Annotated in this window: 31 protein-coding genes; 13 read left to right on the forward strand and 18 right to left on the reverse strand. The window is 70.1% G+C overall.

Going from position 1 to position 26725, the window contains the following annotated elements:
• Positions 1-18 precede the first annotated feature (18 nt).
• Positions 19-633 carry a TetR/AcrR family transcriptional regulator gene (locus RM788_RS20405; protein ID WP_315933307.1) on the forward strand — a complete coding sequence of 205 codons (615 nt, stop codon included), beginning with the start codon at positions 19-21 and terminating at the stop codon, positions 631-633.
• On the opposite strand, the gene uppS is transcribed toward RM788_RS20405, so the two are convergent.
• Together uppS and RM788_RS20415 are read right to left on the reverse strand one after the other, a co-directional pair.
• Positions 630-1388: a polyprenyl diphosphate synthase gene (gene uppS / locus RM788_RS20410; protein ID WP_315933308.1), complete on the reverse strand. Its 759-nt coding sequence runs from the start codon at positions 1386-1388 to the stop codon at positions 630-632. The genes RM788_RS20405 and uppS overlap by 4 nt on opposite strands.
• A 78-nt stretch (positions 1389-1466) precedes the next feature.
• Positions 1467-1607, reverse strand: coding sequence for a hypothetical protein (locus RM788_RS20415; RefSeq protein WP_399344187.1), 141 nt, complete (start codon positions 1605-1607; stop codon positions 1467-1469).
• Between the two features lie 138 nt (positions 1608-1745).
• Here RM788_RS20415 and RM788_RS20420 point away from each other — a divergent pair, with 138 nt between their 5' ends.
• The 3 genes from RM788_RS20420 to RM788_RS20430 all read left to right on the forward strand — a co-directional run bounded on the left by RM788_RS20420 (position 1746) and on the right by RM788_RS20430 (position 3435).
• The gene (locus RM788_RS20420) at positions 1746-2357 is read left to right on the forward strand and encodes a histidine phosphatase family protein (protein WP_315933309.1); all 612 of its coding nucleotides are present in this window, start codon (positions 1746-1748) and stop codon (positions 2355-2357) included.
• Positions 2357-2842, forward strand: coding sequence for a GNAT family N-acetyltransferase (locus RM788_RS20425; RefSeq protein ID WP_315934691.1), 486 nt, complete (start codon positions 2357-2359; stop codon positions 2840-2842). The genes RM788_RS20420 and RM788_RS20425 overlap by 1 nt, the downstream gene beginning before the upstream one ends.
• Before the next feature lie 209 nt (positions 2843-3051).
• The gene (locus RM788_RS20430) at positions 3052-3435 is read left to right on the forward strand and encodes a DUF5684 domain-containing protein (protein WP_315933310.1); all 384 of its coding nucleotides are present in this window, start codon (positions 3052-3054) and stop codon (positions 3433-3435) included.
• A 94-nt stretch (positions 3436-3529) separates the two neighbouring features.
• Here RM788_RS20430 and RM788_RS20435 read toward each other — a convergent pair whose 3' ends face one another.
• From RM788_RS20435 to RM788_RS20445, 3 genes are all read right to left on the reverse strand, one after another.
• On the reverse strand, positions 3530-4327 hold the full coding sequence (locus RM788_RS20435; protein ID WP_315933311.1) for an SAM-dependent methyltransferase: 798 nt from the start codon (positions 4325-4327) through the stop codon (positions 3530-3532).
• 172 nt (positions 4328-4499) lie between these two features.
• The gene (locus tag RM788_RS20440) at positions 4500-5243 is read right to left on the reverse strand and encodes a S1 family peptidase (RefSeq protein ID WP_315933312.1); all 744 of its coding nucleotides are present in this window, start codon (positions 5241-5243) and stop codon (positions 4500-4502) included.
• A gap of 173 nt (positions 5244-5416) precedes the next feature.
• On the reverse strand, positions 5417-5824 hold the full coding sequence (locus tag RM788_RS20445; protein ID WP_315933313.1) for a hypothetical protein: 408 nt from the start codon (positions 5822-5824) through the stop codon (positions 5417-5419).
• Between the two features lie 260 nt (positions 5825-6084).
• Here RM788_RS20445 and RM788_RS20450 point away from each other — a divergent pair, with 260 nt between their 5' ends.
• On the forward strand, positions 6085-7041 hold the full coding sequence (locus tag RM788_RS20450) for a diacylglycerol/lipid kinase family protein (protein WP_315933314.1): 957 nt from the start codon (positions 6085-6087) through the stop codon (positions 7039-7041).
• 225 nt (positions 7042-7266) lie between these two features.
• Positions 7267-7521, forward strand: coding sequence for a WhiB family transcriptional regulator (locus RM788_RS20455; protein ID WP_015104912.1), 255 nt, complete (start codon positions 7267-7269; stop codon positions 7519-7521).
• Positions 7522-7680: 159 nt separating this feature from the next.
• Here the strand turns inward: RM788_RS20455 and RM788_RS20460 are convergent, their stop codons facing one another.
• On the reverse strand, positions 7681-9159 hold the full coding sequence (locus RM788_RS20460) for a sensor histidine kinase (protein ID WP_315933315.1): 1479 nt from the start codon (positions 9157-9159) through the stop codon (positions 7681-7683).
• Positions 9160-9255: 96 nt separating this feature from the next.
• Between RM788_RS20460 and RM788_RS53010 the strand changes: the two genes are divergently transcribed.
• Positions 9256-9330: a 50S ribosomal protein bL37 gene (locus tag RM788_RS53010; protein WP_096498094.1), complete on the forward strand. Its 75-nt coding sequence runs from the start codon at positions 9256-9258 to the stop codon at positions 9328-9330.
• Positions 9331-9395: 65 nt separating this feature from the next.
• On the opposite strand, the gene rsrA is transcribed toward RM788_RS53010, so the two are convergent.
• Entirely contained in the window at positions 9396-9701 is a 306-nt protein-coding gene (rsrA, locus tag RM788_RS20465) for a mycothiol system anti-sigma-R factor (RefSeq protein ID WP_315933316.1), read from the reverse strand.
• Positions 9698-10330, reverse strand: coding sequence for a sigma-70 family RNA polymerase sigma factor (locus RM788_RS20470; protein WP_315933317.1), 633 nt, complete (start codon positions 10328-10330; stop codon positions 9698-9700). The genes rsrA and RM788_RS20470 overlap by 4 nt, the downstream gene beginning before the upstream one ends.
• A 193-nt stretch (positions 10331-10523) precedes the next feature.
• On the opposite strand from RM788_RS20470, the gene ybaK reads away from it, so the two are divergent.
• Positions 10524-11000 carry a Cys-tRNA(Pro) deacylase gene (ybaK, locus tag RM788_RS20475; protein ID WP_315933318.1) on the forward strand — a complete coding sequence of 159 codons (477 nt, stop codon included), beginning with the start codon at positions 10524-10526 and terminating at the stop codon, positions 10998-11000.
• A gap of 424 nt (positions 11001-11424) precedes the next feature.
• Here the strand turns inward: ybaK and RM788_RS20480 are convergent, their stop codons facing one another.
• Positions 11425-12039 (reverse strand): alpha/beta hydrolase family protein, encoded by a 615-nt coding sequence (locus RM788_RS20480; protein ID WP_315933319.1) that lies wholly within the window; start codon positions 12037-12039, stop codon positions 11425-11427.
• On the reverse strand, positions 12036-12800 hold the full coding sequence (locus RM788_RS20485; protein ID WP_315933320.1) for an SOS response-associated peptidase: 765 nt from the start codon (positions 12798-12800) through the stop codon (positions 12036-12038). Before RM788_RS20485 ends, RM788_RS20480 begins: the two co-directional genes overlap by 4 nt.
• 86 nt (positions 12801-12886) lie before the next feature.
• On the opposite strand from RM788_RS20485, the gene aroA reads away from it, so the two are divergent.
• Together aroA and rsgA are read left to right on the forward strand one after the other, a co-directional pair.
• Positions 12887-14152: a 3-phosphoshikimate 1-carboxyvinyltransferase gene (gene aroA / locus RM788_RS20490; RefSeq protein ID WP_315933321.1), complete on the forward strand. Its 1266-nt coding sequence runs from the start codon at positions 12887-12889 to the stop codon at positions 14150-14152.
• A gap of 1 nt (position 14153) precedes the next feature.
• A complete protein-coding gene (gene rsgA, locus RM788_RS20495) occupies positions 14154-15167 on the forward strand; it encodes a ribosome small subunit-dependent GTPase A (protein WP_315933322.1) in 1014 nt (337 codons plus the stop codon).
• On the opposite strand, the gene RM788_RS20500 is transcribed toward rsgA, so the two are convergent.
• On the reverse strand, positions 15164-15700 hold the full coding sequence (locus tag RM788_RS20500; RefSeq protein WP_315933323.1) for a TIGR03086 family metal-binding protein: 537 nt from the start codon (positions 15698-15700) through the stop codon (positions 15164-15166). The two genes, rsgA and RM788_RS20500, sit on opposite strands and share 4 nt — an antisense overlap.
• Positions 15697-16617, reverse strand: a complete 921-nt coding sequence (locus tag RM788_RS20505) for a sigma-70 family RNA polymerase sigma factor (RefSeq protein WP_315933324.1) — start codon at positions 16615-16617, stop codon at positions 15697-15699. The genes RM788_RS20500 and RM788_RS20505 overlap by 4 nt, the downstream gene beginning before the upstream one ends.
• A 197-nt stretch (positions 16618-16814) precedes the next feature.
• Between RM788_RS20505 and RM788_RS20510 the strand changes: the two genes are divergently transcribed.
• Positions 16815-17201: a VOC family protein gene (locus tag RM788_RS20510; RefSeq protein ID WP_315933325.1), complete on the forward strand. Its 387-nt coding sequence runs from the start codon at positions 16815-16817 to the stop codon at positions 17199-17201.
• 344 nt (positions 17202-17545) lie between these two features.
• On the opposite strand, the gene RM788_RS20515 is transcribed toward RM788_RS20510, so the two are convergent.
• The 3 genes from RM788_RS20515 to RM788_RS20525 are packed head-to-tail and all read right to left on the reverse strand — an operon-like array spanning position 17546 to position 20159.
• The gene (locus RM788_RS20515) at positions 17546-18049 is read right to left on the reverse strand and encodes a DUF6912 family protein (RefSeq protein ID WP_315933326.1); all 504 of its coding nucleotides are present in this window, start codon (positions 18047-18049) and stop codon (positions 17546-17548) included.
• On the reverse strand, positions 18046-19428 hold the full coding sequence (locus RM788_RS20520) for a WS/DGAT/MGAT family O-acyltransferase (protein WP_315933327.1): 1383 nt from the start codon (positions 19426-19428) through the stop codon (positions 18046-18048). The genes RM788_RS20515 and RM788_RS20520 overlap by 4 nt, the downstream gene beginning before the upstream one ends.
• Positions 19429-19481: 53 nt before the next feature.
• Complete coding sequence (locus RM788_RS20525) at positions 19482-20159, reverse strand: phosphotransferase (RefSeq protein ID WP_315933328.1); 678 nt, start codon at positions 20157-20159, stop codon at positions 19482-19484.
• Between the two features lie 28 nt (positions 20160-20187).
• Here RM788_RS20525 and RM788_RS20530 point away from each other — a divergent pair, with 28 nt between their 5' ends.
• A complete protein-coding gene (locus RM788_RS20530) occupies positions 20188-20982 on the forward strand; it encodes a TrmH family RNA methyltransferase (protein WP_399344201.1) in 795 nt (264 codons plus the stop codon).
• Positions 20983-21567: 585 nt separating this feature from the next.
• Here the strand turns inward: RM788_RS20530 and RM788_RS20535 are convergent.
• Together RM788_RS20535 and RM788_RS20540 are read right to left on the reverse strand one after the other, a co-directional pair.
• Entirely contained in the window at positions 21568-22083 is a 516-nt protein-coding gene (locus RM788_RS20535) for a cysteine hydrolase family protein (protein WP_315933330.1), read from the reverse strand.
• A gap of 106 nt (positions 22084-22189) precedes the next feature.
• The gene (locus RM788_RS20540) at positions 22190-22600 is read right to left on the reverse strand and encodes an HAD-IA family hydrolase (RefSeq protein ID WP_315933331.1); all 411 of its coding nucleotides are present in this window, start codon (positions 22598-22600) and stop codon (positions 22190-22192) included.
• 175 nt (positions 22601-22775) lie between these two features.
• On the opposite strand from RM788_RS20540, the gene RM788_RS20545 reads away from it, so the two are divergent.
• Positions 22776-23093, forward strand: coding sequence for an Rv3235 family protein (locus RM788_RS20545; protein ID WP_315933332.1), 318 nt, complete (start codon positions 22776-22778; stop codon positions 23091-23093).
• A gap of 731 nt (positions 23094-23824) precedes the next feature.
• Here RM788_RS20545 and secA read toward each other — a convergent pair.
• The gene (gene secA / locus RM788_RS20550; protein ID WP_315933333.1) at positions 23825-26686 is read right to left on the reverse strand and encodes a preprotein translocase subunit SecA; all 2862 of its coding nucleotides are present in this window, start codon (positions 26684-26686) and stop codon (positions 23825-23827) included.
• Positions 26687-26725 lie beyond the last annotated feature (39 nt).

Consider the following 26725-nt stretch of genomic DNA (forward strand, 5'->3'; position numbering starts at 1 on the left):
GTGCGGCATGATGGGCGCGTGCGAGTCGCTGAAGGTGGTCCGGTGACCGGCGGGTACTCCAAGGGGAGGATTCGGCGGGAGGACATCCTCGGGGCGGCGGTGGGGATGTACGCCGAGGCCGGGTACCACGGGTCGTCGTTGCGGGAGATCGCGCGGCGGGTCGGGATCACGCACGCCGGGTTGCTGTACTACTTCCCGAGCAAGGAAGCGCTGCTGGCGGCGGTGTTGGAGCGGCGGGACGCCGAGGACACCGAGCGGGAGCACCTGTCGGGGACGCCGGGGTTGGAGGCGCTGCTCAGGCTGATCGCGCTGGCCGCCCACAACGTCCGCCACCCCGGCATCGTGGACCTCTACTCGCGGCTGGCGGCGGAGGCCGTGTCGGAGGACCACCCGGCGCACGACTACTTCGAGCAGCACTACCGGATGGCACGGGGGTACGCGGCCGAGTCGTTCAAGGCGCTCGCCGCGGACGGCCGCCTGCGGGAGGACGTCGACCCGGAGCACGCGGCGTTGACGTTGGTGGCGTTGATGGACGGGCTGCAGGTGCAGTGGCTGTCGAACCGCGCCGGGGTGGATCTGGTCGGGACGTTGCGGCGTCACCTGGCGAGCCAGCTCACCGTGCCGTTGGACTAGCCGCGGCGCGAGGCGAAGGCGCGCAGGGCCCGCAGGAAGTCGATATGGCGGAACCCCGGCCAGTGGACGTCGCAGAAGTGCAGCTCCGAGTGCGCAGCCCGCCACAGCAGGAACCCCGACATGCGCTGCTCGCCGCTGGTGCGGATGACCAGTTCCGGGTCGGGGACGCCCGCGACGCCCAGGTGCGCGGCGATGTCCGCGGGAGTGAGCGTCCGCGCGAGGTCGGCCGGGGTGGTGCCTGCGCTGGAGTGGGTGTCCAGCAGGGTGCGGACGGCTTCGACGATCTCCTGGCGGCCGTCGTAGCCGATGGCCAGCGTGAGGTGGAAGTCACGGCCGAGGGTGGTGTCGCGTGCGGTTTTGAGGGCATGGGCGGTGCTGTCGGGCAGCAGGTCCAGGTCACCGGAGAGGTGCAGGCGCCAGCGGGGCGAGTTCCGGAGGACCTGACCGACGACGACGTGCTCGACGATGTCCATCAGCCGCCGGGCCTCGGTGGAGTCGCGCTTGTTCAGGTTGTCGACCGAGGCGACGAACACGGTGGCGTACCGGATGCCGGTGTCGACGCACCACCGGAGCACGTCCTCGATGTGCTCGGCGCCGTGCCGGTGGCCCTGGCTGACGTCCGCCAACCCCTGGCCGCGCGCCCACCTGCGGTTGCCGTCCATGACGATGGCGACGTGCCGCGGGAGCGGTCCCTTCGCGACCTGCGCGCGCAGGCGGAGCAGGTAAGCGGATTCCAGCGCTTCCCGGAGTTTCACCCGGCCGAGGCTACCCAGAACGCCCGCGAGGGGCGCCTCCCGGATGGGAGGCGCCCCTCGCAAGCTTGTGTGGCGGGCTTAGAAGAAGTGGCTCCGGCCACCGACCGGGCGGCCGACCGCGCCGAGCACGGCGAGGATGGCGCCGATCACCAGCAGAATGGTGCCGATGGTCGTCAGGATCGAAATCCCGGCCAACCAGCCGACCACCAGCAGGATCAAACCAAGAACGATCATCACAACCTCCATGTGTCTCGAGAGGTGGATACCCATGGCCACACGGCCCAAACACGAACGAGTGACATCACAGTGGGTTTTCCCATAGGTGCAGGTCATGCCGAGCCCACTACGCTCCAAGGGGTGAGTACAAACGGGCGCTACTCCGTCTACCTGCTGCGCCACGGACAGACCTCGTGGTCCGAGAGCGGGCAGCACACCGGCCGCACAGACGTCCCACTGACCGACAAGGGTGAGCAGCAGGCCCGGCGGGCCGGGGCGGTGCTGGCGAGACTGCGCGGCACCTCCGTTCCACCCGCGCTGGTGCTGACGAGCCCGCGGCAGCGGGCGCTGCGGACCGCGGAGCTGGCCGGGCTGGCGGTGGACGAGATCACCGAGGACCTCGCCGAGTGGGACTACGGCGACTTCGAGGGGCGGACGACGCCGGAGATCCGCGAGACGGTCGAGGGCTGGACGGTCTGGACGCACGAGATCCCGAACGGCGAGTCGGCGGACGACATCGGCAAGCGCGCGACCTCGGTGGTGGCTCGGGTGCGGACGGCGCTGCTGGGCGGTGACGTGGTGCTGGTCGGCCACGGCCACTTCAGCCGCGTGCTGATCGCGACCTGGCTGGGCATGGGCTCGCGCGACGGTGTCCACTTCGGACTCGACCCGGCGGGCACCTCGGTGCTCGGCGACGAGCGCGGCGACGCGCAGATCCGCCACCTCAACGTGCCGCCGTGGGACTGGGACTGATGGCCGGGCAGCGCGTCCGGCGGGCCCGCGAGGCCGACGTGCCCGCCATGGTGGCGCTCGTCCACGAGCTGGCCGACTACGAGCGGGCCCCGCAGGACTGCCACCTGACCGAGGAGCAGCTGCGCGACGTGCTGTTCCGACCCTCGCCCGCGCTGTTCGGCCACGTGGCCGAAGTGGACGGTGAGGTCGTGGGGGTGGCGTTGTGGTTCCTCAACTTCTCCACCTGGCGCGGCACGCACGGCGTCTACCTGGAGGACCTCTACGTCCGGCCGACGCGGCGCGGATCGGGGCTGGGCAAGGCGTTGCTGACGCAGCTGGCCCGCGAGTGCGTGGCGAACGGCTACGGGCGTCTCGAATGGTCCGTGCTCGACTGGAACGACCCCGCGATCGGCTTCTACAAGTCCCTCGGCGCGCGGCCGATGGACGGGTGGAGCGTCTTCCGGCTCGACGACGAGGCGCTGACCGAGCTGGGCTCGGTGGACTGATCGGTCCGTCCACTCCGGACCGGACCGCCGCAGCCAGGTGAACATCCGATGACCGATCTCCCTGGTATGTCTCGAAACCCTCACGAAAACCCGGTTCACCCCTGGAGGTCCGGGACGCTCTGGCAGCGTCCCGGTCTTCCGGCCGCGGGACCCCGATCGCGTGCGGCAGCCGCACGCGGACCCGTCGGTCGTAGGGTGGAAGGATTTTCGTGAACTACGACAACACCGGCTTCGACAGCTCGGTCCTGGTCTTCCCGGCCGTCGTCGGCGGGATCTTCGGCGTCCTGGCCATCGTCGCGCTGTGGAAGATCTTCACCAAGGCGGGCAAGCCCGGCTGGGCGGCGATCATCCCGATCTACAACATCTACACGATGCTGAAGGTCGCGGGCCGTCCCGGCTGGTGGCTGATCTGGTACATCATCCCGTTCGTGAACATCGTCGTCTCGATCATCGTCGCGCTCGACCTGGCGAAGTCGTTCGGCAAGAGCGGTGTCTTCGGGTTCTTCGGCCTGTGGGTGTTCAACATCATCGGCTACCTGATGCTGGCCTTCGGCAACTCGACCTACCAGGGTCCGGCCGCCGCGCGCGCCTGATGACCGGCGGGCGTCCCGCGCGTGGTCACCACGTGCGGGGCGTCCGCGTCCGAACCACTTCTCCCGAGCGCGCCGACCGGCGCGGTCCCGGCGCTCAGCGCTTGACGCCCGCCACGCCGTAGGCGAGACCCGCGGCCGGACCGGTGTCCTCGGCGTCGGCGTGCCACTGGCCCGCCATGACCAAACCCGGCTCGACGAGGTCGAAGCCGTCGAACAGGCCCGTGACCTCCGCGGCGTCGCGCGGCGTCAGGGACGTGCCGGTGAGCCGGACCATGTTCGCGAGCCCGTCCACGACCGCGGGCTCCAGGTCCGCGGTCAGGTGCGAGATCACCAGGACGCTGCCGGGCGCGATCGCCTCGCGGTACTTCGCGACCAGATCCGCGGGCCGCTCCTCCGCGGACAGGTACGGGAGGATGCCGACCATCAGCAGGGCGACGGGTTCGTCGAGGTCCAGCAGGCGCGCGGTCTCCGGCGCGGCCAGCACGGCGTCCGGGTCGCGGATGTCGGCGCCCGCGATCGCCACCGAGCGGTGGCCCTTGAGCATGGTGCGGCCGTGCGCGACGGTGACCGGGTCGTTGTCGACGTAGACCACGCGCGCCGACGGGACGAGCCGTCCGGCGACCTCGTGGACGTTGCCCGCGGTCGGGATGCCCGAGCCGAGGTCGAGGAACTGGGTGATGCCGCGCGCGACGCAGTGCCGCACGGCGCGCTGGAGGAACGAGCGGGAGGTGCGGGCCGCCTCGTCCGCCGGGAACACCTTCGTGGACAGCGCGGCGAACTCGCGGTCGACGGCGAAGTTGTGCGCGCCACCGAGGTAGTAGTCGAAGAGCCGGGCCACGTTGGGGCGTTCGGCATGGCCGTTGGTCGACACCCACATCGGGCGTTCTTGCACCGCACACACCTCACCCTGGAACGTCCCGGAGCAGCGCGAACTCTTGCCCGCACGGTATCCGGCTACTCCGTTCGTGTCCATCCGCCAAAAGTGAACACGCAGGGTGATTATGACTGGTGGCGGCCTTCCGGCCAACCCCGGCCGAGGGGGGGATCCCCCGGCCGGGAACGGACTAAACGCCTGCCAGGGACTGGATCCAGGGCCGGTAGCGGGTCACGTTCGTGTAGTTGGACACGTTCGCGCGGTCGCTCGTCGAGGCGACGCCCACCTGGTAGCGGCGGCCGTCGACCGGGCTCGTGGCGAACATGGGGCCGCCGGAGTCACCACCAGCCGCGATGCCGTTCACCCTGCGCACCGACACCGCGACGCCGCCGCGGTAGTCGCGGCCGTTGACGTTGGTCACAGTGGTGTCGGCGACCTTCAGCAGCCGTGACTGGCAGTTGATCTCGGGCTGGTTGGTGCAGGTGGCGCCCCAGCCGTAGAGCTGCACGGTCTGGCCGTTGCGCACCGCCGTGTCCGTGCCGAGCGGCGCGTACGTGGTGGAGACGGAGCGGTCGATCCTCACCAGCGCCAGGTCGACCGACGGGTGCTGGGTGATGGCGACCGCGTTGACCAGCGTGCCGCCGGAGGTCTGGTCGAGGCTGCCGACCCGGAACGTGTACGTGCCCGCGCTGGCCACGCAGTGCTGCGCGGTCAGGATCCAGGTGGGCGCGATGATGCTGGCCGAGCAGTTCTCGCGGCCGTTGACGAAGAGCCGGGCCGCCCAGGGGGCGTTGGAGGCGTTGCCGCCGCCGATGATGAACGGGGTCACGCCGTTGTCGACGGGCTGGGCCGAGGCCGCGGGGGCCAGTGAGGCGAACGCTACGAGTGCGGTAGCGGCGCCGATCAGCGCGGACAGGGTGCGCTTGAATCGCATTGATGGTCACCTAACGAACGCAGGGAGTGGTGAATTCACCACTTCCAGCGTCACGCTTTCGAGTGACACAACACACCCGCCGTTGGTTGGCGGCGAACCAGACGTTCGAAGGGTTACCAAACGCGCCAATCACCCTTATCGGGCGGGCGCGGGAAGAATTGCGTGCGAAAGGCCTATTCTTCCGCGTCCGGTTCGTCCAACCCCAGCGTCCACTCGCGCACCGGGGCGGTGAACAGCAGGACGACCACGACGACGGAGTACAGCCCGATCAGCGATCCGACGAGCTGCTGCCCGGACGGCCCGTACATGTACCAGGCGACCCCGAGCAGCAGGAGCTGCACGACGATCGACGGGGTGCGCGCCCAGCGCTTGCCGAGCACCAGCCCGACACCGGCGGCGAGCACGCCCGCGCACAGCACCGTGAAGTAGCCCGCCTCGCCGAGGACCTTGCCGGTCGACTCCGCACCGCCGAACGCCCGGAAGACCAGCGCCACGGCGAAGGCGATGCCCGCCAGGCCCTGCGCCGCGGTCAGCGCCCCGGCCAGTCGCGCGGCCGCCGGGACCTGGGTCTGGATCGCCACGTGCGAGCCCCTCACAACGCTGCATAACGGACTGTGGTCGTCACGGATCGTAGGCCACCCGGTCGGACCTCCCATCCGGCGTCCGGAAGGGCGAAGATCAAGGGGTCTTCGGCGAGCCGGCGGTCTGCTGGGGTGCACTTGTCGTAGGCGGGGCTACCACGCGGTGGAAAGGAGATTTGGACCACTTCCGTGCGCTCAGACCTCCTCTTCCGAGGGATGCGCGGGCCACTCGCGGTCACGCGCTGTCCTACTCTGCAGAGGTGCGCGCACTTCTGGTGGTCAACCCACAGGCGACAGCGACCACGGCCGGAGGCCGTGACGTGCTGGCCCACGCCTTGGCGAGCGCGGTCAAGCTGGACGTCGTCGAGACCGAGTACCGGGGCCACGCGGGCGACGTGGCGGCCCAGGCGGTCGTCGACGGGTACGGCATGGTCGTGGCGCACGGCGGGGACGGCACGGTCAACGAGGTCGTCAACGGGATGCTGCGCGCCGGCCAGTCCCCGGACCTCCCCATGCTCGGGGTGGTCCCCGGCGGGTCGGCCAACGTCTTCGCGGGCGCGCTCGGGTTGCCGCGCGACCCCGTGGAAGCCACCTACCGCCTCCTCCAGGCCATCGAGCACGGGACGAGTCGCCGAGTCGGTCTCGGCAAGGTCGCGTCCAGCGGCCCTCCCTCCTCCACTACGGCCGACAACGACCGCTGGTTCACGTTCAACGCCGGTGTCGGCTGGGACGCGGACGTGGTCGCCGACGTCGAGAGCCAGCGCGCCAAGGGCCGCGAGGCGAGTCCTTACCTGTACGCGCGCACCGCGCTGGCCAGCTACGTCGGCCAGCGCAGGCGCATGCCCTCGCTGACGGTGCAGATCCCCGGCGAGGAACCGATGACGGACATGCGGATGGCGTTCGTGTCGAACACCGACCCGTGGACCTACCTGGGGGGCAAGGCGATCCGGCTCAACCCGAGCACGTCCTTCGACAACGACCTCGGGTTGTTCGCACTGCACGACCTCGGCTTGCCGACGGTGCTCCGGTACGTCGGCCACCTCCTGGTGCGGGACGGGAATCCCAAAGGCGGGAACCTCCTGCGCCGCGACGACGTTGAATACGTTCGGGTGACGAGCAGGGAGCCGGTGAACCTCCAAGTCGACGGCGACCTGCTCGGTGACTGCACCGAAGTCGAGTTCACTTCCGTGCGTGGAGCGATGACCGTCGCGGTGTGACCAGCGTGTGATGATCTTGCGACTCACCTGCGATGTTCGATCGGATGCGAACTTCGGAGAGTGAAATCGCTGGTGAACGGCGTCGATCTTTCGGGTGAGTTCACTCACCGGGTTAGTGCTAACCCCTTGACATCCCCGCCGTTCGTGAAAGCATTCACAAGCACCCCAAAACGACCGCTGACGATCGGCGTGCCTTCGAGCGCGCCTAGCTGAGGAGTATTTCCAATGGACTGGCGCCACCGCGCAATCTGCCGCGACGAGGACCCCGAGCTGTTCTTCCCCGTTGGGAACAGCGGTCCTGCGCTCCTGCAGATCGCCGAGGCGAAGACCGTCTGCCGCCGCTGCCCCGTCGTCTCCGACTGCCTCGCATGGGCACTCGAGAGCGGCCAGGACGCCGGCGTGTGGGGCGGGATGAGCGAAGACGAACGTCGCGCACTCAAGCGGCGCAACGCCCGTACGCGGGCCCGGAGCAACGCCTGAGTCGCAAGACCGGCTGTTAGCCCCGCAACAAGGACAAAGCAAACGCAGAGCCCGACACCGTGCCAGGTGTCGGGCTCTGCGCTTTCTTCGGTTTGCACACCCTCCCGCATGACCACGAGGCGCCGCTGAGGCGGGTCACCACGTGTGCACCGGGGTAGTTTAACGCCGTCCGCGCAGTGGCACGCGCAGGACCGCCTCAGTACCGCCTCGCGGCCGGCGGCGCAAGCTCAAAGAGCCCCTGAGTTCGGATTCCACGAGCGTCCGGACGATCTGCAGACCGAGCCGCTCGGTGCGCTCCAGCGAGAAACCGGGCGGCAGTCCCTTGCCGTCGTCGGCGATCACCACGTCGAGCCAGCGGGCCGAGCGCTCCGCGTGCACGACGACCTCCCCGCGCTGGCCAGGGGCGTACGCGTGCTCGAACGCGTTCTGCACCAACTCGGTCAGCACCATCACCAACGGGGTCGCCAACTCCGCCGCCACGACGCCGAACGGGCCCTCGCGGCGGACCGACACCTGGGTCTCCGTGGTGGCCACGTCGGACATCATCGGGATCACCCGATCGATGACGTCGTCCAGGTCGACGCGCTCGTCGACCGACATGGACAGCGTCTCGTGCACAAGTGCGATCGACGTCACCCGGCGCACGGACTCGGCCAGCGCCTCGCGCGCCTCCTCGTTGCTCGTCCGGCGCGACTGGAGGCGCAGCAGGGCCGCGACCGTCTGGAGGTTGTTCTTCACCCGGTGGTGGATCTCGCGGATCGTGGCGTCCTTCGACATCAGCGCCCGGTCCCGCCTGCGGACCTCCGTGACGTCGCGGCACAGCACCAGCGCGCCCGCCGGGTTGCCCCTCGGCCGCAGCGGCAGGGCGCGGAACAGCACCGACGCGCCGCGGCGGGACTCCGCCTCCATCCGCATGCTCGGGTTGCCGTCGACCGCAGCCCGGAACCGCTGCGCGATCTCGGTCGCGTCGAACGGGTCGTCGATGAGCGACCGCGTCAACGGGGCCAGGTGCACGCCGACCAGATCGGACGCGTGGCCCATGCGGTGGTAGGCCGACAGCGCGTTGGGGCTCGCGAACACCACGGCGCCCGCCGCGTCGAGGCGGATGAACCCGTCGCCGACGCGCGGGCTGGTGTGCACGTCGGGCGAGGGCTCGGTGGTCGGGAACGTGCCGTCGGCGATCATCTGGCACAGGTCGGCGGCGCTGCCGAGGTAGGAGATCTCCAGCGGGCTGGGCACGCGGGGCACGGCGAGGTTGGTGTTGCGGCTGATGACGGCGATGACCTGCTTGCCGAGGCGGACCGGGATGGTCTCGCGGCGGACCGGCACCCCGAGGTGCCACAGCGGGTCCTCCTCGCGGCAGATGCGCGACTCGATGATCGCCCGGCGCAGCTGCGGGTGCTCCTCCACCTGCACGGAGCTGCCGACCACGTCCTCGGGGTGCGCGGTCGGCGCCGTCGTGGGGCGGGCCTGCGCGACGCACATGAACGCGGCGTCGTCGAGGGGCGCCCAGAGCAGGAAGTCCGCGAACGACAGGTCGGACAGCAGCTGCCACTCGGCGACCACCAGCTGGAGGTGGTCGACGGCCGCACCGGACAGCCTGGTGTGCTCGGCGAGCAGGTCGGTGAGTGTGGACACGCGTCATACAACCACGGTTCAGACCGCCGGCAGTCGCCACTCGCCGCCATGTCACACTGGGCTGAAGCTGTTGAACCAATGCTCAAGGAGACACCCATGTCGAAGCGTGCCCGCAAGCGCCGCGATCGCAAGAAGGGTGGCGCTAACCACGGGAAGCGCCCCAACGCCTGATCAGGGCAACGAGGAAGGGGCCGGGGAGCAGCTGCTCCCCGGCCCCTTCTGCGTGTCCGGGGTGGTTACTCCTCGACGATCCGCACCGTGGTGGTGCGCACCTCGACCGAGCCGTGCTGGATCAGCGTCTCCTGGATGCGGGCGCGCAGCCGCTCCTTGAGGTGCTGCGGGGCGTGCTCACCGCCGCACTTGCGGGCCAGCAGCGCCTTCAGGTGCTCCTCGATGCCGTACTGCTCCAGGCACGGGTGGCACTCCTCCAGGTGCTGCTGGAGGAGCTGCTTGCGCTTGACGTCGCACTCCTGGTCCAGGAAGAGCCAGACCTCCGAGAGCACCTCGGAGCAGTCCGTGTCGTGGGGTTCTCCGCAGCTCATCGCCCCGCCACCTCTTCTTCCGGCTGGGCGTTGCGGAGGAAACCGCGCTCGCGCGCGACGTCGGACAGCTGGTCGCGCAGCTGGCGGCGGCCCCGGTGCAGCCGGGACATCACGGTGCCGATCGGGGTGCCCATGATCTCGGCGATCTCCTTGTACGCGAAGCCCTCGACGTCGGCCAGGTACACCGCGATGCGGAACTCCTCGGGGAGCCGCTGCAGCGCTTCCTTCACGTCGTTGTCCGGCAGCAGGTCCATCGCCTCGACCTCGGCCGACCGCAGACCGCGCGACGTGTGGCTCTCGGCCTTCGCCAACTGCCAGTCGGTGATCTCGTCCGTCGGCTGCTGGAGCGGCTGGCGCTGCTTCTTGCGGTAGCCGTTGATGTAGGTGTTGGTGAGGATGCGGTACAGCCACGCCTTCAGGTTCGTGCCCTGCGAGAACGAGGCGAAAGCGGCGTACGCCTTGAGGTAGGTCTCCTGGACCAGGTCCTCGGCGTCGGCCGGGTTGCGCGTCATCCGGAGCGCAGCCGAGTACAGCTGGTCCAGCAACGGCATCGCGTCGCGCTCGAACCGGGCCGCGCGGTCCGCGGGTGTCTCATCCGTCGGATTGGGCTGCGAACGGGTGGCGGGCACCGCGCTCCTCTCCCGCCGACCCCGTGATGGCGCGACGGCTACTGCTGGCTGGGACGGATCCCAGAATACGCGGACCTGGTCCGCCAGGCCGCCCGCCGGCCGCCTGTCGAGCTGCTGCTCCATCACCTCGGTAACCACGTACGTTCCAAACGCGGTGGTAGCGCCGCACATTCCCCCCGATATCGTTCGACGCATGGCCGGACGCGGGACCCCCGCCACAGCACTGCTGGAGAAGCAGCGCGTGGCCCACAAGCTGCACTCCTACGACCACGACCCCCGCCACGAGTCGTACGGCCTCGAAGCCGCGTCCGCTCTGGGACTGGTGCCGGGGCGGGTGTTCAAGACCCTGGTGGTGGAGTTGGACGGCGCGTTGGCCGTGGGTGTGGTTCCCGTCACGGGGCAGCTGGACCTCAAGGCGCTGGCGGCGGCGTTGAAGGGCAAAAAGGCGAAGATGGCCGACGTGGCGGCCGCGGAGCGCGCCACGGGGTACGTCGCGGGCGGGATTTCGCCGTTGGGGCAGAAGAAGCGGCTGCCGGTGGTCGTCGACGCGTCGGCGTCGGAGTTCGACACGGTGTTCTGCAGCGCGGGGCGTCGGGGGTTGGAAGTGGAGATCGCGCCGGGTGACCTGGTGCGGCTGACGGGCGCTGTGGTGGCCGCGATCTCGGCCTGACCTGCGCTTGTCCCGGAATTGTCGGACCCCGTGGGTACTGTTCTGTTCGGGGGGTCTCACGATCGGGGGACCTCTGCGGAGCCTGCGGTGCAGGCGCTGGGGAGTTCGCGAGCCGGGTGCTGGGCTGGGCTGGGCTGGGCTGGGCTGGGCTGGGCTGGGCTGGGCTGGGCTGGGCTGGGCTGGGGAGAGCGTGCTTCGCAGGGGTCGCCCTGTCGTGAAGGCCCCCTGAAGAGAACAGTACTGATGAGGTCCGACAATTCCGGCGATTTCGGGTTTTCGCAGGTCGTGGGCCCGTGGACATCGCAGGTTCCGGCTCGCCGCAGGTCCGCCCGGCGCGAATGCGGACAGATCGCGGGCACGGGCCCGTCGCAGGCGCAGGCCCTGTCGCGGGAGCGGCACAGGCCCGTCGCGGGCGCAGCGAGGCTCAGGCTTCCAGCGGCCGGAGGATCCTGGACAACCAGTCGGTGACGGAGCGGTGCAGGCCCTCGGCGTCGGCCTTCAGCGAGTGGTCCCCCTTGAGCAGCACCACTTCCCGGTGGTGCGCCGACTCGGGCCGTCCGAACGGGTCCGTCTCCCCCTGCACGATCAGCACGGGCACTTCGACGCCGGCCAGCTCCGGTTGCCTGCTCTTCTCCGGCTTTCCCGGCGGGTGCACGGGAAAAGCCAGGCACAGCACCGCGACGGCCTGTCCTTGCACCGATGTCCGGCACGCCACCCGCGCCCCCGACGACCGCCCGCCGAACACCAGCGGCAAGCCGTCGAACCACCGGGTGCCGAGGTCTTCGGCGACGGCCAGCCAGGCGGTGTCCAACTGCCCGGCCGGAGCCGGTGCCCGGCGGCCTGCGACGCGGTAGGGCTGTTCCACCAGTGCCACGTGGACGCCCGCCTCGACGGCCGCGCGGGTGGCGGCGACCAGGTCGGGCGCGCCGATCCCGCCGCCCGCGCCGTGACCGAGCAGGAGCGCGGCCCGTCCCTCGGCGGCGCAGTGCAGCTCGGCCCTCGCGGGCCCGTGCGGTGTGTCGACGAGGGTGCTGGTCACGACAGCTCGAACAGCGTGGGTTCGGGCATCTCGGCCGGGGTCAGCGGGATGGGGGCCATCAGCTCCGGGCTGTTGTTCCGCACGCTGTTCACCGCCATCGACACCGGGCGCAGCTCCAGCGCGTCCACGACCTCCAGCGAGGGCGCCAGCAGCGCCGAGGGGTCGGACGAGTCCGGGTCGAGCCAGGCCGACCAGCGGTCGCGGGGCAGCACGAGCGGCATCCGGTGGTGGACGGTGGCCATCTCGCCGATCGCGTCGGTGGTCAGCACGGCGCAGGTGATGATCGGCTTGCGGCCCAGCTCCTCGTCGTTCTGCCACCACACCGACCAGATGCCCGCCATGGCGAGGCTCGTGCCGTCGTTGGGGTTGATGAAGAACGGCTGCTTGCGGCCCTCGCCGGGCTGCCACTCGTACCAGCCGTCGGCCGGGATGATGCAGCGGCGCTTGGCGGCGGAGTCGCGGTAGGACGGCTTCTCCAGCACGCTCTCCGACCGGGCGTTGATCATCTTCGCGGCACCGGACGGGTCCTTCGCCCAGTGCGGGACGAGGCCCCACTTCATGACGCGGACGCTGCGCTCGGTCACGGCGGGGTCGGGCTTGCCGTCGTCGTCGCGCGGGTGCCGTTCGACGACCGCGAGCACCGACTTCGTGGGCGCGATGTTGTAGTCCGGGACGGGCGCGTCGCCCTCGGTGGCGTCCACCGCGTCGAACTCGGCCGCCAGCAGCGCCGGGTTCTTGGTGGAGGCGTACCTACCGCACACTCCAGATCACCTCCGGGGTGGCCATGGTCGCACGCCGTCAGCACCGGTGCGACCCGTCGACCACCTCATGCGGAATCATTCGACCCATGACTCAGCAGTGGTCCGCTCCCACCGCCAACAGCCCCGTGCGCTCGACGGTACCCGTGCCCGGCTCCAAGTCGATCACCAACCGCCTGCTGCTGCTGGCGGCGCTGGCCGACGGCCCGTCGGTCCTGCGCGCCCCGCTGCGCAGCCGGGACAGCACGCTGATGGCCGACGCGCTGCGGGCGCTCGGCGTCGACATCGCCGACGGTCCGGACGGGAGCTGGCTGGTCAGCCCCGGTGAGCTGCGCGGGCCCGCGGACGTGGACTGCGGTCTGGCGGGCACCGTGATGCGCTTCCTGCCGCCCGCCGCGGCGCTGGCGAGCGGCGAGATCCGGTTCGACGGCGACCCGCACGCCCGCACCCGGCCGATGGGCACGGTGCTCTCGGCGCTGCGCGCGCTGGGCGCGGACATCACCGGCGACGGGCTGCCGTTCACGCTGAACGGCACCGGCGGGATGCGCGGCGGCGACGTCACGATCGACGCGTCCGGCTCGTCGCAGTTCGTCTCCGGGCTGCTGCTGTCCGGCGCCCGTTACGAGCAGGGCGTGCGCGTGCTGCACGACGGCAAACCGGTCCCCTCGCTCCCCCACATCGCGATGACCGTCGAGGTGCTGCGCGAGGCGGGCGTGGACGTGGACGACTCCGAGGCGAACACCTGGCGGGTGGCGCCGGGTCCGGTGCGCGGCCGCGAGTGGGACGTGGAGCCGGACCTGTCGAACGCCACCGTGTTCCTCGCGGCGGCGGCCGTCACCGGCGGCGAGGTGACCGTGCCGGGGTGGCCGACGAAGACGACGCAGGCCGGTGACGCGGTCGGCGAGATCCTGGCGCGAATGGGCTGCGAGGTCGTGCTGGACGGGCGCGGTCTCACCGTGCGCGGGCCGGAACGCCTGTCGGGGCTGGACATCGACCTGCACGACGAGAGCGAGCTGACCCCGACCGTCGTCGCGCTGGCCGCGCTGGCCGACGGCCCGACGCACATCCGCGGCGTCGCGCACATCCGCGGCCACGAGACCGACCGGCTCGCGGCGCTCGTCGCCGAGGTCAACGGGCTCGGCGGGGCGGCGGAGGAGACCGAGGACGGACTGGTCGTCGACCCCAAGCCGTTGCGCGGCGGGGCGTGGCGGGCCTACGCCGACCACCGCATGGCCACGGCGGGTGCGATCATCGGCCTGGTCGTGCCGGGCGTCGAGATCGACGACATCGGCTGCACCACCAAGACGATCCCCGACTTCCCAGGAATGTGGGCAACGATGCTCGAGGTCAGCTGACGTGAGCCGTGGCGACTGGCACAAGCTCGACGAGTCCGACGTGCGGGTGCGGCCGGGGAAGGGGACCCGCCCGCGCAGCAAGCGCCGTCCCGAGCACGCGGACGCCGTGCCCGCGATGGTGGTCGGCGTCGACCGCGGCCGCTGGACGTGCGCGCTGGACGACGACCCGAAGCGCCTGGTGACCGCCATGCGGGCGCGGGAGCTCGGCCGCACGCCCGTCGTCGTGGGCGACCGGGTCGGGCTGGTCGGCGACGCGTCCGGGCAGCCGGACACGTTGGCGCGCATCGTGAAGGTCGCCGACCGGGCGTCGGTGCTGCGCCGCACCGCGGACGACACGGACCCGTTCGAACGGGTCGTCGTCGCCAACGCGCAGCAGCTGATCATCGTCACGGCGCTCGCGGATCCGTTGCCGCGCACCGGTTTCATCGACCGCTGCCTGGTCGCGTCCTACGCGGGCGGGCTGTCCCCCGTGCTGTGCCTGACGAAGGCGGACCTCGCGAGTCCGGACGAGCTGCTCGCCGCGTACGCCGAACTGGACCTCGTGGTGGTCGTGACGCGGTCCGACGAGGACCCGAAGGCGTTGCGGGAGCAGATGGCGACGAAGGTGTCCGCGCTGATCGGGCACTCCGGCGTCGGGAAGTCCACGCTGATCAACCAGCTCGTGCCCGGCGCGAACCGGGCGGTGGGCGTGGTCAGCGGAGTGGGCAAGGGGCGGCACACGTCCACGCAGACGGTGGCGTTGCCGCTGCCCGAGGGCGGCTGGGCCGTGGACACCCCCGGCATCCGGTCGTTCGGGCTCGCGCACATCACGCCGAACGACATCGTGGCCGCGTTCCCGGACATGCGGGAGATGGCCGAGGAGTGCCCGTCCGGCTGCGGGCACCTCGGCGCGCCCGAGGACCCGGACTGCATGCTCGACGAGCTGGTCACGACCGGCGCCGCGACCGCGGGCCGGTTGGACTCGCTGCGACGCCTGCTGTCCTCGCGCGCCGGGCTCGAGGAGCACCCCGACTAGCGGCGCCCGAGGTAGGCCAGCAGCCGATCGGCCGGGGTCGCCGGGGGCAGCGCCTCGGCGAACCGGGACGGCCGGTCGGCGTCGCTGACCAGCAGCAGCGCCGACGGGTACAGCTCGTCGGCCAGCGCGGGCGGGATCGGTCGCGGCACGTCGCACGCGCGGGCGATGTCCCAGCCGTGCACGGCGACCTCCAGCGCCCCGGCGCGGGCCACGATCTCGGTGGTGACCGGGCAGCCGCCGACGGAGACCTCGGGGCGGCCGTCCTGCGCCGTCCACGCGCCGAGCAGGTCCCGCGCCCGGTCGCGGGCGGCGGTGATGGGGTCGTCGGGGTCGACGGGGTCGCCGTCCAGGGAGACGTGCCCGTCCTCGGCGGCCTCGCGGAGCGCGGTCAGCGAGTCGATCAGGTGCCACAGCAGGGTCCGCAGGTCCCAGTCGTGGCACGGGGTCGGGCGCGACAGGGCGTCCGGGGTGACGGCCTGGAGGCAGCCGAGGGTGTAGGTGATGGCCCGTTCGAGCAGGCCGACGTGGCTCACGGCGTGGCCGATGCCGGCAGCCCGAACACCTCGAACAGGGAGGCGTCCAGGAAGTTGACGACGTGCGAGATCCCCTTCTCCCCGACCGTCAACACCTGGAGGTTGAACGGCTCGCCCCCGAGGTAGAGGCCGAACGCGGCCTGGCCGTTGGCGCGGGTGGCGACCATCCTGATGCCGCCGGAGCACCGGATCCCGAGGTGCGTCGCGACCGCGTCCGGGCCGCGGTACCAGGACTTGAACGGCGGCATCTCCCACACGACGTCCGGGGTGAACAGGCCCACGATCGCCGGGATGTCCTTGGCCTCGAACGCCGTCACGTAGCGGTCGAGCAACTCCCGCTGCTCGTGGTCGGACGGCTCGACCACGCTCTCCTCGGTCACCTCGGCGAGCTGCGCGCGGGCCCGTTGCAGGATGCTGTTGACCGCCGGGGTCGACGTCTCCAGCAGCTCGGCAACCTCCTTGGCGCTCCACCTCAGGACGTCGCGCAGGATCAGCACCGCGCGCTGGCGCGGCGGCAGGTATTGCAGGGACGCCACGAAGGCCAGCCGGATCGTCTCCCGCTCCGTCACGATCGACGCCGGATCCGCTCCCACGGCCTCGTCCGGCAGCGGTTCGAGCCAGGGAACCTCGGAGCCGTCTACGAGGTCGTCGGCGGGATCGGAGTCGGCGCCCAATCCGGTCGGCAGTGGACGGCGGGCGCGCTTCTCGATCGCGGTCAGGCACGCGGTGGTGGCGATCCGGTACAGCCAGGTCCGCAGCGACGACCGGCCCTCGAACCGGTCGTAGGCCTTCCACGCCCGCAGGTAGGTCTCCTGCACCAGGTCCTCGGCGTCGTGGACCGAGCCCAGCATCCGGTAGCAGTGCGCCAGCAGTTCCCGTCGGAACGGGTCCGAGAGCTGGATGAAGTCGTCGGCCATGGTCACGCCTCCCCTGTCCTGGGTGCAGACCGCCGCGGGCGGTGGAACTCATCGCTGGTTCCGGAGGTCGGGTCGTGGTTGGCCCGTTCGGATGAATGGACGGGTTCGTATGAATGGATGGGGTTGTTGACCGGATCGGGTACGGACGGGGCGGCGTCCATGTTCCCGCGTCGGCACCGCGAGGTAACCTGCGCGCCATGGCGCAGGTGACCGGAATCGGCGGGATCTTCTTCCGTGCCAGGAACCCGCCGCTGCTGGCGATCTGGTACCGGGACAACCTCGGGGTACCGATGAACGACCACGGGACCGTGACGTTCCACTGGGTCGATTCGTCCACTGATGACAATCCGGGGACTACGACTATTGCGTTGTTCGCGAACAACACGGATTACCTGGGGGAGCCGGGGCAGCGGGCGATGTTGAACTTGAGGGTGGATGACCTGCGGATATTGCTGGCGAAGTTGAAGGCGCGGGGGGTTGAGGTGCTGCCGCAGACGGAGGATTCGGAGTTCGGGCGGTTCGGGTGGTGCGTGGACCCGGAGGGGAACCGGATTGAACTCTGGGAGCCGGCTGAGGGGATGTAGGGGGCGCGAAGCGCCTTGGTGTCTCTTGGTGGGGCCCACCACGCGTAGCCCGGCCCCCGTGGCGCGATTATCTCAATGCCACACCCCAGTTTGTCAAGGCGGGAAAGATGCCTTGACAAACTGGGGTGTGGCAGGAGGGCGCTGTGTATCGGGGGCAGGGGGAGGTCTGGCTACGCCAGCATTGGGCTCCGCCGAACACGGGCACCTCGCTGCGCGTCGGTAGAGCACCTCGCTACGCGTCGGCAAGACGTCGGGCGCTCCGCGCCGGATGCGAGGGGGCGGCTGCGCCGGCGGAGGGTCTGCCTGCCTGTCTGTTTGTCTGCCTGTTCGTCTGTTTGTTTGTCCTACATGAGGTCCAGTAGGAATGGGAGTTCTTGGCGGGCGTACCAGGCTAGTTCGTGGTCTTCGGCGCTGCCGAGGGTGAATTCGGCGTCTGGGTCGCCCAGGTCGGCCTCGTCGATCACTTCGGCGGCGGCGCGGACTGCGTCTTCGGCTTCTGAGGTGTCCAGGTGGATGGCGGCGACCAGTTCCATGGGGATGGGGCCGGAGACCTTCACCACCGAGAAGTCGAGGTCGGGGCGGAGTTTGACGTCGTCGACGTCTACCGAGACGACGGCGCGGCGGGGCATGGCCTTGTCGTCGTCGCCCAGTTCGGCGGCCAGCAGGCGGATCGAGGCGCGGGCCGCGTCGAGCATGGCGGCGTACTCGAGTTCCTCTGTGTCGCCGGTGGCGTAGGACTCGCGCAGGGCGGGAGTCAGGGCGAACGCGGTGCCGCCGACGGTGCGGAACTCGTTGTTCTCGACCAAGTCGCGCAGCATGGCCACGGTCGCCGGGAGGTAGACCCTCATTCCGATACCGTCCCCATCAGTTCTTCCACGGATTCCTCGACCATCGCAGCTAGAACGTCCACATCGGACATGGCGTCGCGATCGGCGTTGAGACCGAAGTAAACACCACCGTCGTACGACGTGACGCCAATCGACAGGGCTTGGTTCTTGGCCAGTGGGACGACCGGGAAGATCTCGGTCATCCGCGCGCCCGCCGCGTAGAGCGGCACCTGCGGGCCTGGCACGTTGGTGACGACGACGTTGAACAGGCGCTTGGAGAAGGAGCTGGCGGCGCGGGCGCCCAGTGCGTGCAGGGTCGGCGGGGCGAAGCCCGAGACCTTGACCAGGGTGTCCGCCGCTACGGACTGGCCGGATTCCTGGTGGGCGCGCATCGCGTGGCTGACGTGGTGCAGCCGGACGACGGGGTTCGGTTCGCCGACCGGGAGGTCGACCAGGTAGGCGGCCACGCCGTTCGAGCCGTCCTCGTCGCGCACCGACAGCGGAGCCATCGCGCGCATCGTGGTGTGCGCGGACACGACCTCGCCGCGCGACATCAGCCACGCCCGCATCGCGCCGGACAGCACGGCGAGCACGCCGTCGTTGACGGTGCCGCCGTGCGTGCGGCGGATGGCGCGGAACTCCTCCAGCGTGCCCCTGGCGACGGCGAAGCGCCGCTGCGGGGAGATGCGGACGTTGAGGGGGCTGCCCGGCGCGGGGGTGGAGGCGGTGCGCAGCGCGGAGACCAGGCCGCCGATGGCGCCCGCGACCTTCTCGACGGTCGCCATGGTGTCCGTGGTCGCGGAGCGGACGTTCTCCACCAGCTCACCGGGCCGCTGCACGACCTCGGCGACGGCGTCGGCGACCAGCTGGAACGCGCTGGGTTCGGGCTGCGGCATCCACAGGCTCTCCAGCGGCCTGCGCGGCGTGGGCGACACGTCCAGCATCACCTGGCCGATCTCGATCGCGCCGACCCCGTCCACCACAGCCTGGTGGGTCTTGGTGATGACCGCGATCTGGTTGCCCTTCAAGCCCTCGACCAGGTACGTCTCCCACAGCGGCCGGGTGTGGTCGAGCGGGCGCGACATCAGGCGCGCGACCAGGTCGTGCAGCTGCGCGTCGCTGCCCGGCTTGGGCAGGGCGGAGCGGCGCACGTGGTAGGTGACGTCGAAGTCCGGGTCGTCGACCCACACCGGGCGGGCGAGCCTGCCCGGCACGTGCACGACCTTCTGCCGGTAGCGCGGCACCAGCGGCAGGCGCTGCTCGATCAGCTCGACCAGGCGGTCGTAGTCGAAGCCCGCCCGCGGCCTGCGGAACACCGCGACCCCGCCGACGTGCATCGGCGTCGTGGCGTCCTCCAGGTACAGGAACGAGGCGTCCAACGCGGACAGGCGATCGGGCATGGGACCAGGTTAGCCCGCCGCGCGTCCGCCGCTCCGACACCGCGCGTCCCCGCTCAGGACCTCCGGCAGCGGGCGACCAGTTCCTCGACGGCCCTGACCTCGTCCGGGTCGCGGTCGTGGCGGGCGAGCCTGATCTCCGCGGCGACCGGCATCGCCTGCCGCACGGCGTCGTCGACCCCGACCAGGAACGATCTGATCAGCCGCGACCTGGCCGCCCTGCGGACCGGCCGGAGCCTGCCGACGGCCATCGCGAGCCAGCTCAGCGCCAGGTCGACCCGCCGGTCGCCCCTCGCCGCGCACGCCCAGTCGATCGCCACGGGCCCCTCCGGGCCGAGCACGACGTTGCCGGGGTGCAGGTCGAGGTGCAGCAGCGCGCCGTGCGCCGCGCCGGGCAGGAAATCCGGTGCGGGGATGTCGTCCAGCCGGTGGTGCAGGTCGGCGAGCTGCCTGCCGAGAGCGGCTGCCCGCCATGGCCGGTGGTCCAGTTCCGCCGACATCCGGGGGCCGGGGACGTACTCCATGACCAGTCCGTCGTCCTCGACGCCGTGGACCCTCGGCACCGGGATGCCGCGTTTGCGCAGGTAGCGCATCAATTCGGCTTCCGGGGTGAGGTCCCGGCCGTCGCGGTTCCGCTTGACCAGCAGACCGTCCGGCCGCAAGAAGACGTCCGCCTCTTGACCGCTGGCCAAGAGGCGGGCGCGGTGCGCAACGCTGCGCTCGCCCGAGCTCATGTGACGATCCTCATGGTTCACGCCGCCGATGCAAGCCCCTGAACGGGCATGGCACCCTTTCGTCGTGGAAATCTCCCCCAAGGACAAGTTCGTCACGGTCTACGGCCGCAAGCCCGTCCTCGAAGCGCTCGACGACCCGCGCCTGGACGTGGACAAGGTCGTGCTCGCCGACACCGCGCGCGGGGCGGGAGCCAGGGAGATCCTCGACGCGGCCAAGCGGCGTGGGGTGCGCGTGCAGCGGGCGACCGAGCAGCGGGTGAAGGTCCTCGCGGGCAACGGGCGGCACGACCAGGGTGTTCTCGCCGACGTCGTCGCGCCGCGGATGCTGCCCCTCGACCTGGCGCTGGACGCCGCCGTGCAGCCGCGCGGCGTCCTCGTGCTCGACGGCATCACCACGCCCGCGAACGTCGGGATGATCCTGCGGACCGCCACCGCGGCCGGGATGGACGGCATCGTGGTGCCGCGTCGCGGTGTCGCCTCGATCGACCCGCTGGTGGTCAAGGCGTCGGCCGGGGTCGCGTTCCGCGCGCCGATGCTGCGCTGCGCGACCGCCGCCGAGGCCGCCGCGAACCTGCGCGCCCACGGCTACCCGCTGTTCGCGCTGGACGCGGGGGCCGAGGAGTCGATCTACTCGGCCGACCTGCCGGAGAAGGCGGCGTTCGTGCTGGGCAGCGAGACCTTCGGCATCTCCGAGGACGTCCGCCCGCACGTGACGGGGTGGCTGTCGATCCCGATGTCGGCGGGTGTCGAGTCGCTCAACGTGGCCAGCGCCGCCGCCGTGCTGTGCTTCGAGGTCGTGCGCAGGCGGCAGGCGGGCAAGTAGTCGACTGGACCCGCCGCGTGCACCCAGCGGCGGGCCCAGCGAGCTTTCGGCGGGTTGCCCGCCCGGTCGGCGTGGTAGCCGTCCACGCGCCCGGTCCGGCAAACCGCCACGGCGTCCGCAGCCGACGTCCCAACCCGGTGGCGGCGGCTTCCCCGAACACCCGCCACCGGTTGAATCCGGATTCGCGTCAAGGCGATGCCGGAGATATCACGTCTGTCCGAAGTCGCGGAACACCGCCGCCCCCTCCCGCGGGAATCGCACCGCGGGAGGGGGAAATTCACGGGCCTGGTGGAAAAGCGGTGACCGACAACGCACTTCCACCCGCGGCGGCGGCGGGAACAGCGGCGATGATCGCTACCGGCTTTCGCATGTCAGCCCCTTGAATTCGACGACGCCGTTGAAGTTACGCAGCCCCTGTGATGAGCCGCAATAACCGAAAAGGTGCCCTTTTCCTCGCCGCGCGTCACCGCCGTTAACCCTGCGGTGGACCTTGAGCGCAATCCCGCCATCCACGCGGGTGTACCGGCGCGGGGGTCGGTCCACGCCTGGAACGGGGCCCGGAAGGGCGGCGCGACGCTCACGGGGTCAGCGGTCCAGCAGTTCACCGACGGTGACGACCTTCGCCCCGGCGTCGGCCAACCGCCGCAGCGCGGAAGCGTGCTCCTCGGCCGTCGTGCCCGCCGTCGCGTCCGACACCACGTGCACCTCGTAGCCCAGTTGCAGCGCCGTGCCCGTCGTCGCGGCCACCCCGTGCTCGGTCGCGATGCCCGCGACCACCAGCGACCTCGCGCCGAGATCCCGCAGGTCCGACACCAGCCTGGTCCCCGAGAACGCGTCCACCGCCGACCTGGTCACCACGCGCTCGCCCCGCCCCGGTTCCAGCAGGTCGACGATCCGGTTCGCCTGCGCCGCCACCCCGCCGTCCGAGCCGTCCGCCCGCACGTACCGGACGATGACCACGGGGAGCGACTCCGCGTCGAACGCCTCGCGCAGCCGCACGCTCGCCTCGACGACCGCCGGGCCGGAGATCGGTTCCAGCGGCTTCTCGACGATCCACTGCTGGAGGTCCACCAGGATCAGGACTGACCGAGCGCTCAGCACCGGGATGATCACCTGACTCTCTCGAGTGCGCGCACGGTCGGCACCTTTGCGGAAAGCGTTTGCCGAATCGGACCGCGGCGCATGATGATCAAAGGGTAGCGCGCTTTCAGATCGACGGAAACTCAATCAGCACAGTGAGTTCGTCCAAAGTCGAAGCTATCGACGTGTGGTGCACACCCACCATTCCCACGGCCGCGGCACCGCGAACGTTCACGGCCAGGTCATCCACGAACACGCACTCCGCGGGCTCCAATCCGAGCCGTTCCGCGGTGAGCAGGTAGATCGCCGCCGCCGGTTTCGCCAAACCCACCTCACCGGACACCACCACCGCGTCGAACAGCCCGTCCCACTCCCGCGGGGGCGCCCACAGACCGTCCGCGTTGGACAGCAGCGCGGTCAGGATCCCGTGCCGCCGCACGTTCCGCACCACCCCCACCAGCGGCGGTTCGGGCGCGGCGAAGTCGTCGCCGAAGTCGGTCAGCACACCGCCGAAGTCCAGCACCAGTCCACGAAGCACAGCAGCAACTTACGCCGATCATACGATCGGGTGATCTACGTCCGGATTTGTACCGCTGGTCACTCGGTACTGGGGTCTGGGTGTCGAGTCGGGGTGGGTCAGCGTGTCCGTGCAGTTGCGTGCGTTGCGGTTGTCGGTTGGGTCGGTTGGAGCTGCGGGGGCTGTGGTGCCGGTCATGCGGGTGGCGCCGGAGAGGGTGGTGGCGTTGTCGAAGGAGGAGGCGCGGAGGTTGATGGTGGTGGTGCTGGAGGGGGTTGACGGGTTGAGGTCGTTGGGGCAGTTGGCGGGGGTGGTGAGCGGGGAGGTGCTGAGGGGGTTGAGCGTGGAGGTCGGGAGGACGCGGTTGGGGAGGTTGCGGATTTGTCGGGTGGGGGCGGAGGCCGTGGAGATCGCCGGGACGGTGATTCGGGGTGGGCGGGTTCGGGCGTTGGCGGCGAGGGTGGAGTTTTCGGGTGGGGGGTGGAGGTGTGTGGTTTTTCGGGTTTTGGGGTGAGGGAGTGGGGGGTGGGGGTCGCGGAGGGGGCTGAGGGTTGGTGGGGTTTGGTTGGGAATGATCTTGTCGGAGCCTTTGGGTAGGGTTTTTGTCGGGGGCTTCTGAGTTTGGAAGTGCCTTGTTTGGGGTGCGTTTGGGTTTTCTGTCTGTTGTTGCGTTGTGGGTTGGGTGGCTTCACTCCGGTCGCCGAGTGTTCTAGGCTTGGCGAATCTTGTCAAGGCGGGAAAGATGCCTTGACAAGCTCCGTCAAGCCTAGAGATGGCTTCGGATCGGGGTGCAGGGGTAGGTCTGGCTGCCGCCAGCATCGGGCTGCGCCCGACAGGGCATCAGGCTGCGCCTGACCAGGCATCGGCGTTGCCGACAAAGCATCAGGCTGCGCCTGACAGGGCATCCGAGCTTCGCCGGACAAAGCATCCGGGCTGCGCGCCGGACGAGGCACCCGAGCTTCGCCGGGTAAGGCATCGGGCTGCGCCGACAAAGCATCAGGCTGCGCCTGGCACGGCATCTGACTTCGTCACATAAGCATCCGGGCTCTGCGCCGGACGGGGCCATTCCGCCTATGCCCCACCCGAAACACAGCCTTGGCGCCACTCCTCCATCAAGGGAAGCCCGGCTACCCCACCTACGCAGACCCTCGCGTCCCGTCCGACGTAATCGGACGATGTGAAAGGCGAAAGGGCCGCCCATTGGTGTGGGCGGCCCTTTCGATGAGGCTTTAGCTGTTGCCGTGGTTAGCGGCGGGGGCCCTTGCGGGCGGATTTTGCCTGGGCGCGGGCGGCTGCGCGGCGTTCCTTGCGGGTGCCGGCGGCGTCGTCGCCTGCGGCGTCGTCCTCGTGGGCTTCGGCTTCGCCGTTCTCGGCGGGGCCGCTGTAGCTGAGGCGTTGTTTGCCGGGTTCGTCGAGGCCCTTGCCGCGTAGTGCCGGCGGGATCGCGGAGCCTGCGGAGAGCTGGGCCAGGGCGGGGCCGGCGGGGGCTTCGGGTTGGGTGGGGGTGGGTTCGGCGGCGGCTGCGGCGCGGGCCCGTGCGCGGCTACCGGTGAGGGCGCCCGCGCCGTTGCTGATCGAGACGGGGATGGGCGGGGCGGCGGGGGCTTCCGGCTCGGCGGCTTCGACCTGGAGGTTGAACAGGAAGCCGACCATCTCCTCCTTGAGGGCGTCGAGCATGCGGTTGAACATCTCGAAGCCCTCCCGCTGGTACTCGATCAGCGGGTCGCGCTGGGCCATCGCCCGCAGGCCGATGCCCTCCTTGAGGTAGTCCATCTCGTACAGGTGCTCGCGCCACTTGCGGTCGAGCACGGACAGGAGGACGCGGCGTTCCAGCTCGCGGATGGCGCCGGGGCCGACGCGGGAGTCGATGTCGGCTTCGCGGGCCTCGTAGGCGGAGAGGGCATCAGCCTGCAGGGTCTCCTTGAGGGACTCGCGGGTGATGTCGTCTTCCTCCTCGGTGTACTTCTTCCAGTCGAGCTGGATCGGGTACAGGGTCTTGAGGGCCGTCCACAGCTGCTCGAAGTCCCAGTCCTCGGAGTAGCCATCGGCGGTGGCGCCGTCGACGTACTCCTCGACCACGCTGGTGATCATGTGCTCGACCTGCTCGCGGAGGTCCTCGCCGTCGAGCACGCGGTGGCGCTCGGCGTAGATGACCTTGCGCTGGAGGTTCATGACCTCGTCGTACTTGAGGACGTTCTTGCGGATCTCGAAGTTCTGCTGCTCGACCTGGGTCTGCGCGCTGCGGATGGCCCTGGTGACCATCTTGTGCTCGATCGGGACCTCGTCCGGCACCTTCAGCCTGGTCATGACGGTCTCGACCATGGCGGCGTTGAAGCGCCGCATGAGCTCGTCCTTGAGCGACAGGTAGAAGCGGGACTCGCCGGGGTCGCCCTGGCGGCCGGAGCGGCCGCGCAGCTGGTTGTCGATGCGGCGCGACTCGTGGCGCTCGGTGCCGAGCACGTAGAGGCCACCGGAGGCGCGGACCTCGTCGGCCTCGGCCTTGACCTCGGCGGAGACCTCCTCGATCAGCTTCGACCAGGCGGCCTCGTACTCCTCCGGGGCCTCGACCGGGTCGAGGCCGCGTTCGCGCAGCTCGGCGTCGGCGATGATGTCCGGGTTGCCGCCCAGCACGATGTCCGTGCCTCGACCGGCCATGTTGGTGGCGACCGTGACGGCGCCCTTGCGGCCCGCCCTGGCGATGATCAGGGCCTCGCGGTCGTGGTGCTTCGCGTTCAGCACCTCGTGCGGGATGCCTCGGCGCACCAGCAGCTTCGACAGGTACTCGGAGCGCTCGACGCTCGTCGTACCGATCAGGACCGGCTGGCCCTTCTCGTGCCGCTCGGAGATGTCGTCGGCGACCGCCTCGAACTTCGCCTCCTCCGTCTTGTAGACGAGGTCCGGCTGGTCCTGGCGCTGCATCGGGCGGTTCGTCGGGATCGGCACCACGCCGAGCTTGTAGGTCTGGTGGAACTCCGCCGCCTCGGTCTCGGCGGTACCGGTCATGCCGCCGAGCTTCTTGTACAGGCGGAAGTAGTTCTGCAGGGTGATCGTGGCGAGGGTCTGGTTCTCCGCCTTGATCTCCACGCGCTCCTTGGCCTCGATGGCCTGGTGCATGCCCTCGTTGTACCGACGACCCGCCAGCACGCGGCCGGTGAACTCGTCGACGATCATGACTTCACCTTCGCGGACGATGTAGTCCTTGTCCTTGGTGAAGAGCTCCTTGGCCTTCAGGGCGTTGTTCAGGTAGCCGACCAGCGGCGTGTTCGCGGCCTCGTAGAGGTTCTCGATGCCGAGCTGGTCCTCGATGAAGGTGACGCCGACCTCGGAGATGCCGACGGTGCGCTTGCGCTCGTCGACCTCGTAGTGGATGTCCTTCTTGAGCAGCGGCGAGAGCCTGGCGAACTCCTGGTACCAGCGCGAGGACTGGTCGGAGGGGCCCGAGATGATCAGCGGCGTGCGCGCCTCGTCGATGAGGATCGAGTCGACCTCGTCGACCAGGCCGAAGTAGTGGCCGCGCTGCACGCACTCGTCCAGGCTCCACGCCATGTTGTCGCGCAGGTAGTCGAACCCGAACTCGTTGTTCGTGCCGTAGGTGATGTCCGCGTTGTAGGCCACGCGGCGCTGCTCCGGCGTCAGCTCGGACAGGATCACGCCGACCGTCAGGCCGAGGAAGCGGTGGACGCGGCCCATCCACTCCGCGTCGCGCTTGGCCAGGTAGTCGTTCGTGGTGATCACGTGCACGCCCTCGCCCGCCAGGGCGTTGAGGTACGTCGGCAGCACCGAGGTCAGGGTCTTGCCCTCACCGGTGCGCATCTCGGAGATCTGGCCGAGGTGCAGTGCCGCGCCACCCATGAGCTGCACGTCGAAGGGCCGCTGGCCCAGCGTGCGCTTGGCGCCTTCGCGGACGACGGCGAACGCCTCCGGGAGCAGTTCGTCGAGGGACTCGCCCCCGGCGATCCGCTTGCGGAACTCGACGGTCTTCTCCCGGAGTTCCGCGTCCGTGAGGTCGACGACTTCGTCTTCCAGGTTGTTGATGTGCGCTGCGATGTTGCGCAGGCGCTTGAGCATCTTGCCCTCGCCAGCGCGGAGCAGTCGGGACAGCACCATCCGGGTCGACCTCATTACGTCATCGCTACGCGCCCGATC

The sequence above is a fragment of the Umezawaea sp. Da 62-37 genome (assembly GCF_032460545.1).
Lineage (GTDB): Bacteria > Actinomycetota > Actinomycetes > Mycobacteriales > Pseudonocardiaceae > Umezawaea.

Coding starts and splice junctions, on each gene's coding strand:
- RM788_RS20425 (WP_315934691.1), top strand. CDS start 2,357: ATGGCCGGGCAGCGCGTCCGGCGGGCCCGCGAGGCCGACGTGCCCGCC.
- RM788_RS20440 (WP_315933312.1), bottom strand. CDS start 5,243: ATGCGATTCAAGCGCACCCTGTCCGCGCTGATCGGCGCCGCTACCGCA.
- RM788_RS20455 (WP_015104912.1), top strand. CDS start 7,267: ATGGACTGGCGCCACCGCGCAATCTGCCGCGACGAGGACCCCGAGCTG.
- rsrA (WP_315933316.1), bottom strand. CDS start 9,701: ATGAGCTGCGGAGAACCCCACGACACGGACTGCTCCGAGGTGCTCTCG.
- ybaK (WP_315933318.1), top strand. CDS start 10,524: ATGGCCGGACGCGGGACCCCCGCCACAGCACTGCTGGAGAAGCAGCGC.
- aroA (WP_315933321.1), top strand. CDS start 12,887: ATGACTCAGCAGTGGTCCGCTCCCACCGCCAACAGCCCCGTGCGCTCG.
- RM788_RS20505 (WP_315933324.1), bottom strand. CDS start 16,617: ATGGCCGACGACTTCATCCAGCTCTCGGACCCGTTCCGACGGGAACTG.
- RM788_RS20510 (WP_315933325.1), top strand. CDS start 16,815: ATGGCGCAGGTGACCGGAATCGGCGGGATCTTCTTCCGTGCCAGGAAC.
- RM788_RS20515 (WP_315933326.1), bottom strand. CDS start 18,049: ATGAGGGTCTACCTCCCGGCGACCGTGGCCATGCTGCGCGACTTGGTC.
- RM788_RS20520 (WP_315933327.1), bottom strand. CDS start 19,428: ATGCCCGATCGCCTGTCCGCGTTGGACGCCTCGTTCCTGTACCTGGAG.
- RM788_RS20525 (WP_315933328.1), bottom strand. CDS start 20,159: ATGAGCTCGGGCGAGCGCAGCGTTGCGCACCGCGCCCGCCTCTTGGCC.
- RM788_RS20530 (WP_399344201.1), top strand. CDS start 20,188: ATGCAAGCCCCTGAACGGGCATGGCACCCTTTCGTCGTGGAAATCTCC.
- RM788_RS20545 (WP_315933332.1), top strand. CDS start 22,776: ATGCGGGTGGCGCCGGAGAGGGTGGTGGCGTTGTCGAAGGAGGAGGCG.
- secA (WP_315933333.1), bottom strand. CDS start 26,686: ATGGTGCTGTCCCGACTGCTCCGCGCTGGCGAGGGCAAGATGCTCAAG.